The sequence below is a fragment of the Desertimonas flava genome (assembly GCF_003426815.1).
GTDB classification, from domain to species: domain Bacteria; phylum Actinomycetota; class Acidimicrobiia; order Acidimicrobiales; family Ilumatobacteraceae; genus Desertimonas; species Desertimonas flava.
This window is the reverse complement of record NZ_QKYK01000023.1, coordinates 46,559-64,157: the sequence shown is the minus strand read 5'-3', so window position 1 is coordinate 64,157 and position 17,599 is coordinate 46,559. Positions and strand designations below refer to the sequence as shown.

The window sequence follows — 17,599 nt, the reverse complement described above, 5'->3', positions numbered from 1 at the left end:
GTCGCCCTACCCTCGCCGCTCCAGCCGGACGACGATCGCCTTCGAGGTCGGCGTGCGGCTGCCTTCGGCCACGCTGTCGAGCGGCACGAGCACGTTGGCCTCGGGGAAGTAGGCGGCGCAGCAGCCCCTCGGCGTCGGGTAGGACACGATGCGGAAGCGTTCGGCCCGCCGCTCGGAGCCGTCGCGCCACTCGCTGACGACGTCCACCACGTCGCCGTCGGCGTGGCCGAGGGCGGTGATGTCGTCGGCGTTGACGAACACGACGCGCCGGCCGTCATGGATCCCCCGATAGCGATCGTCGAGGCCGTAGATGGTGGTGTTGTACTGGTCGTGGGACCGCACCGTCTGCAACAACAGGCGACCGGGCGGCACCTTGATCGGCTCGAACGTGTTCACCGTCAGGCGGGCCCGTCCCGTGGCCGTGGCGAACGTGCGACTGTCGCGCGGCCCGTTGGGCAAGGCGAAGCCGCCCGGCTCGACCACCCGCCGGTTGAAGTCCTCGAAGCCAGGAACCACCGCGGCGATGTGATCGCGGATCGCCGCATAGTCGCGCCCCCAGTCGGTCCAGTCCACGACGGAGGCGTCGAGTGCGGCGGCGGCGATGCCGGCGACGATGTCGACCTCGCTGCGCAGGTGCGGCGACGCCGGGTCGTTGCGGCCGCGCGTCGCGTGCACGACGCCCATCGAGTCCTCGACGGTGACGAAGCGCTGCTCCGGGCCCCGTGAGTCCCGCTCGGTGCGTCCCAGGCACGGGAGGATGAGCGCCTCGGTCCCGCACCGCACGTGCGACCGGTTGAGCTTGGTCGACACCTGCACGGTGAGCGCGCAACGCTCCATCGCCGCGGCCGTGGCCTCGGTGTCGGGCGCGGCGGACACGAAGTTGCCGCCCATCGCCACGAAGACGTCGACGTCGCCGGCTGCCATGGCGGCGATCGCCTCGACGGTGTCGAACCCGTGTGCGCGCGGCGGTTCGAACCCGAAGCGGTCGGCGAGGGCGTCGAGGAACGCCGGCGACGGCCGTTCGTAGATGCCCATCGTGCGGTCGCCCTGGACGTTGCTGTGCCCGCGCACGGGGCACAATCCGGCGCCTCGCTTGCCGATCGCCCCGCGTAGCAACAGCGTGTTGGCGACCTCGCGGATGGTCGCGACGGCCTGCCGGTGCTGCGTGAGACCCATCGCCCAGCAGGCGACGATGCGCTCGTGACCGGCGACCAGCTCCACGAACGCGTCGACGTCGCCGGCCGTCAGTCCGGTGGCGGCGAGCAGGGCGTCGTGGTCGAGGCCGGCGAGGTGGGTGGTGAGCTCGTCGAAGCCGTCGCAGGAGGCGTCGACGAAGGCCCGGTCGACCGACCCGGACGCGGCCAGACGGGCGTTGACGAGCTGGAACAGGGCGAGGTCGGCGCCGACCGCCACCGGGAGGTGAAGGTCGGACAGCGCGGTGCCGCGGCGGGCGAGGCCCCGCACGGTCTGCGGGTTGCGGAACTGCATCAACCCCGCCTCCGGCAACGGATTGATCGACACGACCTTCGCCCCGCGGCGCTTGGCCGTCTCGAGGGCGCTGAGCATGCGCGGGTGGTTCGTCCCCGGGTTCTGACCGATGATGACGAGCAACCCGGCGTCGTGGATGTCCTCGATGGTCACCGTGCCCTTGCCGATCCCGATCGTCTCGGTGAGGGCGACGCCACTCGACTCGTGGCACATGTTCGAGCAGTCGGGCAGGTTGTTGGTGCCCAGGGCACGGACGAACAGCTGGTACGAGAATGCCGCCTCGTTACTCGTGCGACCCGACGTGTAGAACACAGCCCGATCGGGCGACGACAGGGCACGCAACGCGCCGCCGATCCGCGCGAACGCCGCTTCCCACGAGATCGGCTCGTAGTGCGTCGCCCCCGCCGGCCGGTACATCGGCTCGGTCAGCCGGCCCTGCTGCCCGAGCCAGTAGTCGGACCGCTCGGCGAGCGAGGCGATCGAGTGCTCGGCGAAGAAGTCGGCGGTGATCCTGCGGTCGGTCGCCTCCTCGGCGATCGCCTTGGCGCCGTTCTCGCAGAACTCGAAGCGGCTCGTCCGGTGACCGTTGAGGTTGTCCTCGGGCCATGCGCACCCCGGGCAGTCGAACCCGTCGGGCTGGTTGATGCGCAGCATGGTGCGCGCCGCCTTGGCCACGCCGAGGTGATCCACCAGCTGGCGCACCGACTCGACGACCGCCGGAATCCCGGCGGCGTACCCCTTCGGTGCGGTGACCTTCAGATGCTCGTCACCTTGGTCGACGCGTGGAGCCGGCTTCACGGCTTCATCCTGGCAGCAGCCGTCGCGCGACCCAAACGCGACGCTCAGCTGGTCAGCGACGCCACGCTGACGCTCAGCTGGTCAGCGACGCCACGCTGACGCTCAGCTGGTCAGCGACGCCACGCTGACGCTCAGCTGGTCAGCGACGCCACGCTGACGATCCCAGGCGCGGCGCGGAGGGCGTCGAGCACCTCGGGCGCCACCTCGGACGTCGGCGCGATGAGCATCACGGCGAGGCCGTCGGTCTCGCTGCGGCCGACGTCCATGTCGGCGATGTTGACGCCGGCTTCGCCGAGCATGGTGCCGACGGTGCCGATCACGCCGGGCCGGTCGTCGTTGGTGATCATCACCATGTCGTCGGCGGGCGGGACGTCGAACGTGTGCCCGTCGACGAGGACGATCCGCTGCTCACCGCGGCGACCGGCGAGCGTGCCGGCGATCTCGTGGCCGCCACCCTTGATGGTGATCAGGTTGACGTAGTCGGCCGACGTCGTGGACGACACCTCGCGGACGTCGAGACCGGCTTCCTTGGCCCGCTGCGGCGCGTTGACGTAGGTGACGGGGTCGCTCGACACGCCCGAGAACAGGCCCTTGAGCACCGACAGGCCGACGATGCGGTTGTCGTGGGCGCCGATGTCACCCTCGACCACGATCTCGATCGACGATGGCAACCGAGTACCCTGGGCACCGCCCAGACCCGCGCCGACGAGCGAGCCGAACAGCGACCCGAGCCGCTCGGCCAGGGGCAGGAACGGACGCAGCGACTCGTGGGCCTCGGCCGCGGCGAGGTTGACGGCGAATGGGACGAAGTCGCCGGCCAGGGCGAGCTGCACCATGTCGGCGATCGTGTCGCCCGCCTTGTCCTGCGCCTCGCGGGTGCTGGCCCCGAGGTGCGGCGTGACCGTCACGCTGTCCAGCTGGAACAACGGCGACTCGGTGGTGGGCTCGGACACGAACACGTCGAGCGCGGCGCCGGCGATCACACCGTCGCGGATCGCCTCGGCGAGCGCCTCCTCGTCCACGATCCCACCGCGGGCGACGTTGATGACGCGCAGCGACGGCTTGGCCTTGAGGAGCAGGTCGCGACCGATCAGACCGACGGTTTCGGGTGTGCGGGGCAGGTGGATCGTGAGGAAGTCGGCTTCGGCGACGACCTGATCGAGCGGCATCAGCTCGACCCCGCCGGAGCGGGCCTTCTCGGCCGACACGAACGGGTCGTAGGCGACGAGGCGCATGCCGAACCCGCGGGCGCGATCGGCGACCAGCTTGCCGATGCGGCCGAGGCCGACGATGCCGAGGGTCTTGTCGGCGAGCTCGACGCCCTCCCACTTGCTGCGCTCCCAGCGGCCGGCGACCAGTGCCGAGTGGGCCTGGGCCACGTTGCGGGCCTGGGCGAGCAGTAGGGCCATCGTGTGTTCGGCCGCCGACACGATGTTCGACTGCGGGGCGTTGACGACCATCACGCCGCGCTCGGTGGCCGCCTCGACGTCGACGTTGTCGAGGCCGATGCCGGCTCGGCCGACGACGAGCAGATCGGTGGCCGCCTCGAGGACCGCCCGGTCGACGTTGGTGGCCGAGCGGATGATCAGGGCGTGGGCACCGACGATCTCGGTCAGCAATTCGGAGGCGGACAGCCCGGTACGCACGTCCACGGTGTGGCCGACGGCGCGGAGCCGGTCGAGGCCTCCGTCGGCGATCTCTTCGGTGACGAGGATGCGGGCCATGTCCGAAATCCTTACCGCTCCACTCACCTTCGTCACAACGGGTTGGACGCAAAGTTCACTCCCTGTGCCCAACTACCGTCACCAGCCGTGACGCCCGCCACTCCCCGCGCTGCCGACGCCACGATCGCCGCGGCACTCGACGAGGCGGAGCTCTGGTTCGTGCAACGGGGCCTCCCCCACTTCGTCGAGCGGCACGAGTCGGTGTGGGACATCTGGGGCCGGGCGCTGCCGCTGCTGATCGTCGGCTACCTGCTCCTCGGGCTCAACGCCCTCGACATCAGCCGCTGGACGTGGCAGCACAACCTGCTCGTCGCCATCGTCGTCGTCGCCGTGCTCGCCGTCACGCTTGTCGTGTCCAACCTGATCCGTCACGAGCCGGCGTTCGGCCGTCCCGAGGCCATCGGGCCGGCGGAGCTCGCCGTGCTGGTCCTCACGCCCGCCGTCCCGTCCTTCGTCCTCGGCCAGCCGGGCGACGGCATCCAGACGATCCTCGAGGGCGTCGGCCTGCTGGCCCTCGTCTGGGCACTCACCAGCTACGGCGTTCCGGCGCTGGTGCGCTGGGCGGCGGAGAACACCCGCGACCTGCTGGGTGTGTTCGTCAACGTCGCCTTCCGCGCGCTGCCGCTGCTCCTGCTGTTCATGACGTTCCTGTTCATCAACGCCGAGGTGTGGCAGATGGCCGGCCGCCTCGTCGGGCCGGCCTACCTGATCGTCCTCGGCATCTTCTTCCTCTTCGGCGCCGTGTTCGTGGTGACCAGGGTGCCCACGCTCATGCGGTCGCTCAACACGTTCGCCTCGTGGCGCGACGTCGAGACGCTGGCCGACGTGGAGGCCGGCCAGGCGTTGTACGAGGCGGTGGGTCCCGACCCCGACCTCCCGCCGGAACCGGACCGGCCGGCATTGCGGCAACGCCTCAACATCGGCCTCGTCGCGCTCTTCTCCCAGGGGATCCAGATCACCGCGGTGGCGGTGGCGATGACGGCGTTCTTCGTCGGGTTCGGCGTGCTCGCCATCCCCCTCGACACGATCGCCGGCTGGACCGCGCTCGACGAGTCCGCCGTGCACACGTTCGCCACGTTCCATCTCGGTGGCCGGGACCTGGTGCTCACCGAGCCGCTGCTCCGTGTCTCGGCCTTCCTCGGAGCGTTCACAGGCATGTACTTCACCGTCGTGCTCTCGACCGACGCGACCTATCGCGACGAGTTCGCCGACGACGTCGGGCCCGAGCTCCGGCGGGCGCTGGCCGTCCGGGTGCTCTACCGACGGGCGCTGCGCGGCCATGATGGGAACGACGATGACTGAACTCCCCGAATCTCTCCCCACCTCCCCGAGCGACGATCGCGACGACCCCGACGACCGCGTCCACATCAAAGTGCTCTCGGATCCCGCCGACCTGCGCCGCCTCACCGTGTTGTTCAACCAGGTCTGGGGCTCGGTGACGCCGATCGTCGGCGTCGAGCTGCTGCGGGCGATGGGTCACACCGGCGGTTACGTCGCCGGCGCGTTCCAGCACGATCGCATGGTGGGCGGCTCGCTCGGCTTCCTCGGTCGCCATCGCGGCGATCTGGCCCTGCACAGCCACATCACCGGCATCCTGCCCGGTGTGCGCCAGACCGGCCTCGGCCGGCACATGAAGCTGCACCAACGACACTGGGCGGCCGACCACGACCTCCCGTGGGTGACCTGGACGTTCGACCCGCTCGTTCGCCGCAACGCCTGGTTCAACATCGCCGTGCTCGGCGCGACGATCGACGACTACCTCGTCGACTTCTACGGGCAGATGAACGACGCCCTCAACGGCACCGATCCGAGCGATCGCCTGCTCGCCGCGTGGCGCACCGACGGGCCCGACGAGCAGCCGCGCGTCGCCGCTGCGGTCCCGCCCGGCGCCGTGGCCGTGCCGACGCCCGAGGACATCGTGGTGCTGCGCCGCACCGACCCGACGGCTGCCGCCGAATGGCGCCTCCGGCTACGCGAGGAACTGGGCGGTCCACTCACCAGCGGTGCCCGGGTGGTCTCGTTCACCCGTGACGGCCAGTACGTCGTCGCCCTACCCGCCGGCACCGACGAGGACGGCGACCACCGCGCTACGCGGTGATCGCCTTGATCTCCTCGCTCACCTCGGCGGCATTCGGTGCCGCGGCCAAGGTGGCGTTGAGCGACATCAGCTTCATCATGTCGCCCTGCACCACCACCTTGCCGGTCATGAACGCCTGCATGCCGGCCGCCTGATCCTGGAGGACGAAGATCGTCTTGGCGGTGTCGTAATCGGTCGTCAGGCTGACGTCGGCGTCGTCGAGCTTGCCGAGCTCCATCTCGGCCGCGCCGGTCGAGGTGTCGATGTGACTCTCCACGGTGCCCTCGCCGAACGGCACGCCCGTGATGGTGAGGTTGACCTTGATGGCCGGCCCCGCCGCCTCACCGCTGCCGTACTTCTCGCGGATCTCCCGGGCGGCCGTCATCCATTCGTCGGACAAGAATGCATGGGTCATGCCCGCACCGTAGTCGGCGTCTCCGAGACGCATGTCAGCCGGGCGGCCCTGCGGGCAGGCGGCGTCAGCTGGCGATCTCGGCGAGGGCCTTGGCGAGTTCGCTGACCGACCACGTGCGGTCGGAGCGGACCTCCTCGGCCATCTCCCACGATCGGACGCGCCGGACGACCCCGCCCTGCACGAAGAAGACCTCACCGGTGAACTGGCACTCCGTCGACGACAGGTAGGCGACGAGCGGGGCGATGTTGGCCGGGTCCCACTCGTCGAACGCCCCTTCGCGCGCCTCCATGATCTCGTCGAGGCCGGGGGTGGCGAGCGTCAGGCGGGTGCGGGCCGCCGGCGCGATGGCGTTGACCTTCACGTCGTAGCGAGCCAACTCCTTGGCGGCGATCTGGGTGAACGTGGCGATGCCCGACTTCGCCGCGCCGTAGTTGGTCTGACCCGGGTTGGCGAGCAGACCCGACGTCGACGAGGTGTTGACGATGTGACGCGGTTTGCCGCGCCCCGCCTTGGACTCCTCGCGCCAGTAGGCGGCGGCGAACCGCGACGGGGCGAAGTGGCCCTTGAGGTGCACGCGCACGACGTCGTCCCACTCGGCCTCGGTCATGTTGACCAGCAGGCGGTCGCGGAGGATGCCGGCGTTGTTGACGAGGATGTCGAGACCGCCGAACACGTCGATGGCCGTCTGGACGAGTGCCTCGGCGCCGGCCCAGTCGGCGATGTCGTCGTGATTGGCGACGGCCGCGCCTCCCGCCGCGACGATCTCTTCGACCACCGCGTCGGCCGGAGCCAGTTCGCCCGACTCGTCCACCGAGCCGTCGTTGCGGCCGCCGGTGTCGTTGACGACCACCGAGGCGCCCTCTCGCGCGAACAGCAGGGCGTGCTCTCGGCCGATGCCCCGGCCGGCCCCGGTGATGATGGCGACGCGACCGTCGAGGGCTCCACTCATCGCAGTCCTTCCCGCGCAACTCTGCACTGCATCATCTCGTCCTTTCCGACATCCGGCCGGCCACGCTGCCGTCGCGGACCTCGGCCGAACGTAGTCGTTGCGCCGCCGCTCCCCCGCAACCGGCCGGGTCAGAACATCAACAGGTTGACGACCGAGCCGCGCAGGACCTGGTCGTCGGCCGCGACGGTCTGGTCGCCGACGGTGGCCGAGTAGAACGTGCCCTGCGAGGACCCGAGCACGAGAGAACCGCGCAGTCCGGCATCGGACAGTGCCTGCAGCGCCTGCGCCAGGTTCATGCCGGTCAGATCGGGCATCACCACCAGGTCGGGGCCCTTCGACGGCGCGGCCGTCACCGCCGCGCCACGGTCGAGCAGCTCACCCGGCGCCGGCGTCTGGGTGGCGATCAGAGCGGCCTCCATCTCGTTGCTGAACACCGGCTCGCCGACGGCGAGCGTGAGTCCGAACTGCTCGAGCAGCCGCGTGGCGGCCTCGGGCGTGAGCCCGGTGAGGCTCGGCACCGTTCGTGGCTGCGGTCCGCGTGAGACGACGAGGTCGACGGTGGTACCGGGCAGCACGCCTTCGGGGGTGACGCCGCCGGCGACGTCGTAGGAGATGATGGTGCCCGGGGCGGCGGTCTCGCTGTACTCCTCGGACGGCGTTCCCGGCACGAGGCGGAGGGCCTCCAACGCCTGTTGGGCCTCATCGAGCGTGTTGCCGGCGAGATCGGGGAGCTGGCGGTACTCGGGGCCTTCGCTGACGTACACCACCAGTGGCGATCCCTCGGCGAGATCCTTGCCCGCTTCGGGCGAGGTGCGGAAGACCTCGCCGACACCGACGTCGTCGCTGCGGCCGGAGTCGAAGTCGACGTTCCAGTCGAAGTCCTGGACCTCGCGGATCACCTCGTCCTCGGGGAGTCCGGTGAGGTCCGGCACCTCGTGCGTGGGCGTGCGGAACAGCACCCAGGCGCCGTAGCCGATCCCGGCGAGGGCGGCGACCAGCACCAGTCCGACGAGGAACGAAAGCACGCGCCGACGGCGCGGTTCGGGTGCCGGGGCGACCGCCGGCGGCGGCGTCGCGCCGAACTCGGAGACGGGAGCGATGCCGAGCCCGGCCGGGACCGGAGCCGCTGCCGGCGCGTCGTCGCCGCGGACCTTCGCCTCGCGAGCGGCCGCTTTGGCCTCCCGCTCGGCGGTCTTGGCCTCGCGGGCCGCGGCCTTCGCCCGGGCCTTGGCGGCCTTGCGTTCCTGGCGGCTGCCCAGTTCGAGGGCATCGGGTCCGTCGTCGATCACCGGCGGGAGCTTCGGGGTGCGCTCGACGAGGGCGGCCAGGTCGATGCTGCCGGCCGGCTCATCGGTCGGGGCGAGGCTCGGCGACTCCTCGGTGTCGGCAGACGCCTCCGACACCTCTGTTGGCTCCGACACCTCTGATGCCTCCGACACCTCTGATGCCGCTGATGCCTCCGGCGCTTCGACCTGGTCGACCGGCTCGGCGAGCACGCCACGGCGGGCCACCGGCACGGCCGGGGTGGCCGCCTCGACGCCGGGCGCCGGCTCGCCGTGAGCGGCCTGATCGTTGTCCTCGACGTGCTCATTGCCTGCGGCCTGCTCGTTGGCTGCGGCGTCGGCGTCGGCCTGCTCGATGTCGGCCTGCTCGATGGCCCCGGGCCGGGCGTCGGGCGGCACGATCGGCACCAGCGCCGGCTCGGGCCTATCGGCGGGGCGGACCAGTCCCCCGGTGGGGTCGTTGGGTCGTCGCAGGACCGTCGGGTCGTCGAACAACGTCTTGGTCAGGATCGGGATCGGAGTAGGCCGCGGCATCCGCTCTGCGGCGCGCACGAGGGCTCGCCCGAACTCCGAGGCGCTGAAGCGCTCTTGGGCCTCCGGCCGCCCGGCGTGTTCGAGGACGGCGGCCAGGGGGCCGAGGTCGGCCGACACCGGCATCAGCTTGCCGACCCGGGCCGACAGCGTGGCGACCGTGGAGTCTCCGTGGAACGGCGCCTGACCCGTCACGGCCTCGACGAGGATCAACGCCAGGGAGTAGACGTCGGAGCGATCGCCGGGCTTCTCGCCCAAGGCCTGCTCGGGCGAGGCGTAGCGGGCGACGTGCGTGGGGAGCTGCGACGGATCCTTCCACGCCTGCTCACCGAGGATGCGGGCCAGCCCGAAGTCGACGATTCGTAGACGACGGTCGTCGCCGAACACCAGCTTCGACGGGGTCAGCTCGGTGTGGATGAGGCCCTTGCGGTGGGCGAAGTCGAGGCCTCGGCAGGCTTCCAGCCCCACCATCAGGGCCTGTGACGGCGTCAGGTTGCGGCGACGGTCGAAGAGATCGCGCAGGCTCCCGCCCGAGAGGTACTCCCCCACCACGTACACCGTGACCCGCTTGCCGATGCGTTCCTCGCCCCAGCCGTACACGGCGGCGAGGTTGGGGTGCGACAGGGCGGCCATGGCGTCCATGCGCTTGCCGAAGCGGCGACGAAAGGCCTCCGACTCCGACAGCTCGGGCCGCACGAGCTTGATCGTGACGGTCCGGCCGAGCTCCGTGTCGAGGGCGTCGGCGATGAGCGTGTTGGCGCCGGCCGCGACGGTCTGGGTGACCTGGTAACGGCCACCGATCATGCGCCCTTCGAGCCCGCGGCGGCGGGGTGCCCCGCCGACCTGCTCGGTCCGGCGGCCAGATGTCGTTTCGTCGTTGCTCATGATGTCTGTTGGCACTGATCCAGGTGCGGTGTCACGGCGCCGACCACGATGGTTCGGGCGACCGGTCGGCGCTCACCGGACTCCGCCGGTCCGCAGGTTACCGGTCGGCCGATCGTCGTTGGCGACGCGCTGGCGACCAGGCATGATGGATGCCGTGACGATCGTCCACGAGCCCGGCGCCGATGGTGGCGACGTCGACGGCAGCCCGGATCGCCTCGCCGCCGACGACCTCGTGCCGGCCGCAGGGACGCCGCACGCACCCGCCGCGCGGCGCAGACGCTTCGCCCGACGCCGCCCGATCGACTGGAAGTTGGTCGCCGCCAGCCTCGCCATCGCTCTCGGCGTGGCCCTGATCGCATTCGGGATCAGCCGCTCGGTCACCGGTGACGAGGTCACCAAGTTGCCCGAACAGATCGAATCGATCAGCCCGGTGCCCGATGCCGTGCAGGTCCCGGCCCAGGCCAACGTCGTCGTCGACCTGATCGATGGCTACGCCGGCGAGATGACCATCGACAACGTCACGTACGAGACGTGGCGTCCCCGTGCCGTCGTCGACCGCGGCGAGGACGTCGTGACGGGCGGGCAGGTCGACATCCGCGACGGCGTGGTGTACGACCCCAACAACTTCACCCTGACGTTCACGCCCGGCGAGGACGTCGGCTTCGAGGAGTGGACCGTCGGCAACCACCACGTCCGCGTGCGCTTCTGGGAGGAGCGCGACGGCGAGATCGTCGACGGCACCCTCCGCCAGTACAACTGGACGTTCAACATCGTCTGAGCGAAGCGAGGACGGCCGGCGGCGCGAGCGCCAGCGAGCCCGACGGCGATGGGGTCCGGGGGCGCAGCCCCCGCAGCAGCATCGTCTGAGCTGTCGGCACTGAGTGTCAGGCCGGCAGTTCGCCGGTCTCGAGCAGGCGCTCGAACGCCTCCGTGCCGGAGACGATGGGCACGTTGTGCTGCTCGGCCTTCGTCACCTTCGACGCGCCGGGGCTGTCGCCGACCACCAGGGCGAACGTCTTGGCGCTCACGCTGCCGGGGCTCTTGCCGCCGCGGGCGACCACCGCCTCCACCGCGCCTTCACGGGTGTAGCCCTCGAGCGTTCCCGACACCACGACCGCCTTGCCGGCGAGCGTCTGGGGCTGGTCGGGCGCCGCTCGCTCGACCGGACGACCGAAGTCGACGCCGGCGACGCGCAGCTTCTCGATGAACGCCCGGTTGTGCTCGATGCCGAACCAGTCGTGGATCGCCTCGGCGATGGCCCCACCGACGCCGGACACCGCGGCGAGTTGCTCGACCGGGGCATCCATCACAGCGTCCAACGTGCCGAACTCGGCGGCCAGGGCGCCCGACGCAGCAGGGCCGAGGTGGCGCACCCCGAGGGCGGTGAGCAGCCGGGGCAGCGGACGCGTGCGCGAACCGTCGATCGCGGCCAGCAGGTTGCGGGCGCTGACCGTGCCGACCTTGTCGAGCGTGAGCAGCTGCTCCTCGGTGAGCGAGTAGATGTCGGCGGCGTCGCTGACGAGCCCGGCGCCGATGAGCTGGGCGACGGTGCGCTCTCCGAGGCCCTCGATGTCCATCGCCCCGCGAGAACCGAAGTAGGTGATCTTGGCGTGGCGTTGGGCCGGGCACGCCGAGTTGACGCACCTGGTGTCGGCCTCCCCCTCGGGCCGCACGAACGGCTCGCCGCACGCCGGGCAGACGGCAGGGAACGTCCACTCCAAGGCGTCGGCCGGGCGCATCGCCCGCACCGGCCCGACCACCTCGGGGATCACGTCCCCGGCCTTGCGCACGATGACGGTGTCGCCGGGCCGGACGTCTTTGACTCGCACCTGGTCCTCGTTGTGCAACGTGGCCATGCCGACGGTGGAACCACCGACGAACACGGGCTCGAGCACGGCGAACGGCGTCGCCCGGCCGGTGCGGCCGATCGACACCTGGATGTCGCGCAGCAGCGTCGTGCGCTCCTCGGGCGGGAACTTGTAGGCGATCGCCCATCGCGGCGCCCGCGACGTGAAGCCCAGCTGCGCCCGTTGCTCGACGTCGTCGACCTTGACCACCACACCATCGATCTCGTAGGCCAGCTCGTGGCGGTGCTCCTCCCAGTACTTGCAGTGGGTGACCACGTCGTCGAGGGACGTGAACGTGCGCACCTCGGGGTTGATGGGGAATCCCAGCGACCCGAGGTACTCGAGCGACGCCGTGTGCGACGGCAGCTCGGGAGCGCCCTCCACCTGGCCGAGCTGGTACGACCAGAACGAGAGTTCGCGCTGCGCCGTCATCGCCGGGTCCTTCTGACGCAGGCTGCCGGCCGCCGAGTTGCGGGGATTGACGAACGCCGGGGCCCCGGCCGCAGCCGCCGCGGCGTTGAGGCGCTCGAAGCTGGCGACCGACATGTACACCTCGCCGCGCACCTCGAGCACGGTCGGCGCACCCTTCGGGAGCGACTTGGGGATGTCGGCGATCGTGGCGACGTTCGCCGTGACATCCTCGCCCACACGGCCGTCGCCCCGGGTGGCCGCCTGCGTGTACTTCCCCCGCTCGTAACGGATGCTCATCGCCAGCCCGTCGATCTTCAGCTCGCACACGTAGGTCACGGGCGCCCCGTCGAGACCCTTGGCGGCGCGTGCGCCCCACGCCTCGAGCTCCTCTCGTGACATCGCGTTGTCGAGGCTGGTCATCGGCACGGCGTGCTGCACCGGCGCGAACATCGTGCTCGGCGTTCCGCCCACCGACGCGGTCAGGGGGTTGTCGAACTCGACCTCGGGGTGCGCCTCGGCCAGGGCGCGCAGCTCGCGGACGAGGGCGTCGAAGTCACCGTCGGGGATCTCGGGGTCGTCGAGCTCGTGGTAGCGCCGGTTGTGGTAGGCGACGAGCTCGGCGAGGGCGACGAGACGGGCGGCGGGATCGGCAGTTGCGTCGGCGGCGGGATCGGCAGTGGAGTCGGCAGTGGTGTCGGCAGCGGAGTCGAGCGCGTCTGCGGGCATGGGGCCACTATGCCAGGGCGGGGGGTCAGCCCCAGTCGGCGATGCGGCGACCGACGGCGCGGGACGTCTCGCACACGCGCTCGGCGACGGTCGGGGTGTGCATGCCGAGCCCGCAGTGCGGCGTCACCAGGCTGCGGTCACGCAACAGCTCGGGATCGACACCACGCTCTACCATGGCGTCCCACAGCTGCCGAAGAGCCCGCCATGACCGCTCGACCGACAGGAACATCGGCCCGTCGGTCGGGACGACCCCCCACGCGATCCGTCCCCCGTCGGCGAGGAAGCTGGCCACGTACCCGGACACGCTCGACAGCGACGGGTGTGCGGGGATCGACACGAGGTCGGGCCCGGCGGCGATCAACGAGGCCAGGTCGGCGCGACCGCAGCAGTGCACACCAACGGTGGCGACGCCCGACACCGACGCCATCGCGCTCGACAGCATGTCGATCGCCGGGTCGGGCGCGATGGGGAACCCCGGATCCATCAGTCCGCCCATCCACGGCTCGTCGATGACGATGATCTGCGGCGACTGGGGCAGCGCCGAGGCGACCGCCGCCGACACGGCCGAGACGTGTGAGCGCACCGCCCGGGCGGCCACGGCGAACGCCAGCTCGTCCCGCAGGCCGGCACGGGTGAGGGCGACACCGAGCGTGACGGGACCGACGAACTGCCACTTGACCGGGCCCTCGAACCCCGACGAGGCCGCGCGGTGGAGGAAGCTCCGCAGGCTGCGGAACCCGTCGCCGCTGAGGTCGGTGAGCACCGGGGCGCACGGGTCGACGCTGCGGGCGTCGACGGCGAGGCTCCCGTACTGACCGGCGGTGACGCCGTTGATGCCCACGACCGCCTGGGCGATCATGCTCTCGGCCGGACTGCGGCGGGGCAACGACGGGATCGCCGGCACGTCGTACTCCTGCAGCGCGAAGCGGACCGCCTCACCCGCCGACCGGTGAGGGAGCGATCCGACGCCGGTGGCGGTGCCGGGCGGCAGATCCCCGAGCCGGGGCACGCCGCGGGCCAACGAACGACCCGAGAGCGCAGCAGCACCCCGATCCACCTCGGAAATCACCATGTCGTCGCTCCGCCCAGGCTTCTCCGTGTTCGCGCGTCGATTGTCGTTCGTACCACCATTCTGCTCACTCGCACGCCGCTCGGGCACTACCGGAAACGACCGGGCACGTGACGGACGGAACGCGCCGCGGCCACCCAGGGACCGTAGATTCGCTGGCGTGCCCGGCGCCGACACCACCTCCCGCCTGACGAGCGGCGAGCAGGGGCGCCGCGTCCCGCTGTCGTCGACCGTCGCGGTCTGGCTCGCCCGCGCCGCCTGGCTGGTGGTCGCCATCGCCGGCGGAGCCGCCGTCGGCGACGCCCTCGAGGAGCGCAGCCGAGCCGTGCAGGTGGTGGGGACCGCCGGGGCGTGGCTCGGGTTCGGCGTCGGCGCCGCCGCCCTTGCCGTCACCGGCGTGCTCACCCTGACGCTGGCGCGAACCGTCGTCCCGGGCTCGCTGATCGTGGCAGCGACGGCGATCGCCGGCGGTGCCGACCCCGGCACCGGTATCGCCCTCGCCGCTCCGGCCATCGCCGGCACCGGCCTCGTCGCCTCGGCCGAGTTCGGGCGCGTGTACCTCCAGGCGTCGGCCTACGGCGACGAGCTGCGCTTCGGCCTGCGACCCCCGTTCGGGTACGTCCTGGCGTCCGGCGCCACGTGGCTGATCACGGCGACGGCGGTGGTGCTCGCGCCGGTCGCCCTCGCCGGGCGGGTGTGGCCGCTGGCGATCCCGGCGCTGGTGGTCGCCGCGGCGGGGCTCGTGCTGCTCCCCATCCGGTGGCACCAACTCTCGCGGCGGTGGCTCGTGCTCGTGCCCGCCGGTGTGGTGGTCCACGATCCCGTGGTCCTGGCCGACACCCTGATGCTGCATCGCCGGATGATCGAGTCGATCGCCATGGACGACCGTGGCATCGCCGCGCAGCACGCCGCCGACCTCACCGGCCCGACGCCCGGCCTCGCCATCGAAGTGCGCCTGAACGAGGCGGCGACCGCCGTCCTCGCCGCCCGTCCCGGCTCACCGAACGGCACGGCCATCCACCTCACGGCGCTGGTCGTGGCCCCCACCCGCCCCGGCTCGGCCCTCCGCGCCGCCGCCGCCCGGGGCCTTCCCGTCACCTGACTCGCCCGCGACCGGGCGCCGCGTTACTGCGCGGCGATGCCGCCGCCGCGTTACTGCGCGGCGATGCCGCCGCCGCGTTACTGCGCGGCGATGCCGCCGCCGAGCACGCACGTGTCGGTGGGGTCGTAGAACACGACGCTCTGGCCAGGAGACACGCGCCGCTGGGGCTCGTGCCAGCGCACGTCGACGTCGCCGTCGGCCGATGGCGGCTCGATGGTGGCGCGGCGAGGCTCGCCGTGGGCGCTGGTCTGCACCAGGACCGCTCCGCTGAACGGCTGGTCGGTCCACGTGACCGACGCCGCGCGCAGCGCCGGGTCGAGCAGATCGGTCTCGTCGCCGACGACGACCGTCGACGCCTCCCGATCGACGGCCACGACGTACCGCTTCGGGCCACCGCCGGGAAGGCCGACGCCCTTGCGCTGGCCGATCGTCACCAGCTCGACCGCCTCGACGGCGCCGACCTCGGTGCCGGCGGTGTCGACGACGCGGGCCGAATGGAACGGGATCCGCGTGCCGAGGAACCGGGTGCGCCCACCGGTCGACGTGATGAAGCAGACGTCCTGGCTGTCCGGCTTGGCCGCCGTGCGCAGGCCGAGCTCGGCCGCGATGTCACGCACCGCCGACTTCTGCAGCCCGCCGATCGGAAAGAGCGTGCGGGCCAGCATCGCCTGGTCGAGCATGTGCACGACATAGCTCTGATCCTTGGCCGGGTCGGCACCGCGCTCGAGGCGGAACCGCCCGCCGTGCTCGGTGATCCGGGCGTGGTGGCCGGTGGCCACGGCGTCGAAGCCGAGCAGGTCGGCGCGCTCGGCGAGGCGGGCGAACTTCACCGCCCGGTTGCACTCGATGCAGGGGTTCGGCGTGATCGAGTTGGCGTGGGCATCGACGTACGGACGGACCACGTGGGTGTCGAAGTCCTCGGTGAAGTTGAACACGAGGTGCTCGACGCCGAGCTGATCGGCACTGCGTCGCGCGTCGTCGACGTCCGAAACGCTGCAGCAACCGGTGTCGCTCTCGCCGCCCCACAGCCGCATCGTGACGCCGACGACATCGTGGCCCTCGCGCGCGAGCAGCGCGGCGGCGACCGAGGAGTCCACTCCCCCGCTCATGGCCACCATGACCTTCACGACGGCGTCCTCGCCAGCGTCGGGGTGCGCCGCAGGCGGACGACGGCGTCGGACATCACGTCCACGGCGCGATCGATGTCGGCGTCGGTGGTGGTGTGGCCGAGCGTGAGCCGCAACGCACCGCGAGACAGGGCACGGTCGACACCCATCGCCGCCAGGACGTGCGACGGCTCCATCGCCCCGGCAGCGCACGCCGACGCGGCCGACGCACAGACGCCGGCTTCGTCGAGGAGGAACAGCAGCGCCTCGCTCTCCACACCCTCGACGCAGATGTGAGCGGCGCCGGCCACCTTGCGGTCGGGCGCGACGGTCTCGTGGACGCCACCCAAGGCGACGAGCTCGGCGACCAGCCGGTCTCGACGAGCACGCACGGCGGCCGCATCGGCGTCGCGGGTGTGGTCGGTCTCGACGAGAGCCGTGGCCGTGGCGACGATGCCGGCGACGTTGTGGGTGCCGCTGCGCCGGTCACGCTCCTGGCCGCCTCCGACGAGCAGCGGCGGCACCCGGGTTCCCTCGCGCAGCACCATGACGCCGGCGCCCTTGGGCCCGCCGAACTTGTGGGCACTCAGCGAGAGGGCATCGACGTGCGGCCACAGATGTCGGAGATCGAGCCACGGCGCGGCCTGGACGGCGTCGGTGTGGACCAGGGCGCCCGGCGACGACTCGCGGACGACCTGGGCGACGGCAGCCAGATCGGTGATGGTGCCGACCTCGTTGTTGACCGCCATCACCGACACGACGCTGGTGTCGTCGGACAACGCACCGCGCAGGGCGTCGAGATCGACAGCGCCAGTGGCATCGACGGCGACGACCGTCCCTCCCGCCCGCTCGACCGCGTGGAGCACGGCGTGGTGCTCGGCGGCCGGGCACACCGGCCACATTCCGACGGCGCCGCCGGCGATGACGGTGTTGTCGGCCTCGGTGCCGCTGCCGGTGAACACGATCTCGCCCGGGCGGCAGCCGATGACGGCGGCGATGGCGTCCCGCGCCTCGTCGACGGCTCGCCTGGCGTCGTGGGCGAAGCGGTACGACCCGCTCGGATTGGCGAACCGCTCGGTGAGGAACGGCAGCATCGCCTCGACCGCGGACGCGCGCATCGGCGTCGTCGCCGCATGATCGAGGTAGACGAGGGACCGCTCCACGGCGATCCAGGCTATGCCCGCCGCC

At 71.5% G+C, this 17,599-nt stretch carries 13 protein-coding genes; 4 read left to right on the top strand and 9 right to left on the bottom strand.

The window, feature by feature from the left end:
- Positions 1-6 precede the first annotated feature (6 nt).
- Together DN771_RS21310 and serA are read right to left on the bottom strand one after the other, a co-directional pair.
- The gene (locus DN771_RS21310) at positions 7-2,286 is read right to left on the bottom strand and encodes an FdhF/YdeP family oxidoreductase (RefSeq protein WP_116999579.1); all 2,280 of its coding nucleotides are present in this window, start codon (positions 2,284-2,286) and stop codon (positions 7-9) included.
- Between the two features lie 131 nt (positions 2,287-2,417).
- On the bottom strand, positions 2,418-4,010 hold the full coding sequence (gene serA, locus DN771_RS21305) for a phosphoglycerate dehydrogenase (protein WP_116999578.1): 1,593 nt from the start codon (positions 4,008-4,010) through the stop codon (positions 2,418-2,420).
- An 87-nt stretch (positions 4,011-4,097) separates the two neighbouring features.
- Here serA and DN771_RS21300 point away from each other — a divergent pair, with 87 nt between their 5' ends.
- Positions 4,098-5,312, top strand: coding sequence for a hypothetical protein (locus DN771_RS21300; protein WP_116999577.1), 1,215 nt, complete (start codon positions 4,098-4,100; stop codon positions 5,310-5,312).
- On the top strand, positions 5,305-6,108 hold the full coding sequence (locus DN771_RS21295) for a GNAT family N-acetyltransferase (protein ID WP_193615396.1): 804 nt from the start codon (positions 5,305-5,307) through the stop codon (positions 6,106-6,108). The genes DN771_RS21300 and DN771_RS21295 overlap by 8 nt, the downstream gene beginning before the upstream one ends.
- Here DN771_RS21295 and DN771_RS21290 read toward each other — a convergent pair.
- The 3 genes from DN771_RS21290 to DN771_RS21280 all read right to left on the bottom strand — a co-directional run bounded on the left by DN771_RS21290 (position 6,098) and on the right by DN771_RS21280 (position 10,150).
- Positions 6,098-6,502 (bottom strand): SCP2 sterol-binding domain-containing protein, encoded by a 405-nt coding sequence (locus tag DN771_RS21290; protein ID WP_162942224.1) that lies wholly within the window; start codon positions 6,500-6,502, stop codon positions 6,098-6,100. The genes DN771_RS21295 and DN771_RS21290 overlap by 11 nt on opposite strands.
- A gap of 64 nt (positions 6,503-6,566) precedes the next feature.
- On the bottom strand, positions 6,567-7,451 hold the full coding sequence (locus DN771_RS21285) for an SDR family oxidoreductase (RefSeq protein WP_116999575.1): 885 nt from the start codon (positions 7,449-7,451) through the stop codon (positions 6,567-6,569).
- A 128-nt stretch (positions 7,452-7,579) separates the two neighbouring features.
- Positions 7,580-10,150 (bottom strand): PASTA domain-containing protein, encoded by a 2,571-nt coding sequence (locus DN771_RS21280; protein ID WP_116999574.1) that lies wholly within the window; start codon positions 10,148-10,150, stop codon positions 7,580-7,582.
- 154 nt (positions 10,151-10,304) lie between these two features.
- On the opposite strand from DN771_RS21280, the gene DN771_RS21275 reads away from it, so the two are divergent.
- On the top strand, positions 10,305-10,928 hold the full coding sequence (locus DN771_RS21275; RefSeq protein ID WP_162942223.1) for a hypothetical protein: 624 nt from the start codon (positions 10,305-10,307) through the stop codon (positions 10,926-10,928).
- Positions 10,929-11,034: 106 nt separating this feature from the next.
- On the opposite strand, the gene ligA is transcribed toward DN771_RS21275, so the two are convergent.
- The gene (ligA, locus tag DN771_RS21270) at positions 11,035-13,134 is read right to left on the bottom strand and encodes an NAD-dependent DNA ligase LigA (protein ID WP_116999572.1); all 2,100 of its coding nucleotides are present in this window, start codon (positions 13,132-13,134) and stop codon (positions 11,035-11,037) included.
- Positions 13,135-13,159: 25 nt separating this feature from the next.
- Positions 13,160-14,206 (bottom strand): uroporphyrinogen decarboxylase/cobalamine-independent methonine synthase family protein, encoded by a 1,047-nt coding sequence (locus DN771_RS21265; RefSeq protein WP_116999571.1) that lies wholly within the window; start codon positions 14,204-14,206, stop codon positions 13,160-13,162.
- 157 nt (positions 14,207-14,363) lie between these two features.
- Between DN771_RS21265 and DN771_RS21260 the strand changes: the two genes are divergently transcribed.
- On the top strand, positions 14,364-15,305 hold the full coding sequence (locus tag DN771_RS21260; protein WP_116999570.1) for a hypothetical protein: 942 nt from the start codon (positions 14,364-14,366) through the stop codon (positions 15,303-15,305).
- A 77-nt stretch (positions 15,306-15,382) separates the two neighbouring features.
- On the opposite strand, the gene mnmA is transcribed toward DN771_RS21260, so the two are convergent.
- Positions 15,383-16,423 carry a tRNA 2-thiouridine(34) synthase MnmA gene (gene mnmA, locus DN771_RS21255; RefSeq protein WP_227462431.1) on the bottom strand — a complete coding sequence of 347 codons (1,041 nt, stop codon included), beginning with the start codon at positions 16,421-16,423 and terminating at the stop codon, positions 15,383-15,385.
- Between the two features lie 5 nt (positions 16,424-16,428).
- Positions 16,429-17,574: a cysteine desulfurase family protein gene (locus DN771_RS21250; RefSeq protein ID WP_227462430.1), complete on the bottom strand. Its 1,146-nt coding sequence runs from the start codon at positions 17,572-17,574 to the stop codon at positions 16,429-16,431.
- Positions 17,575-17,599: the final 25 nt, after the last annotated feature.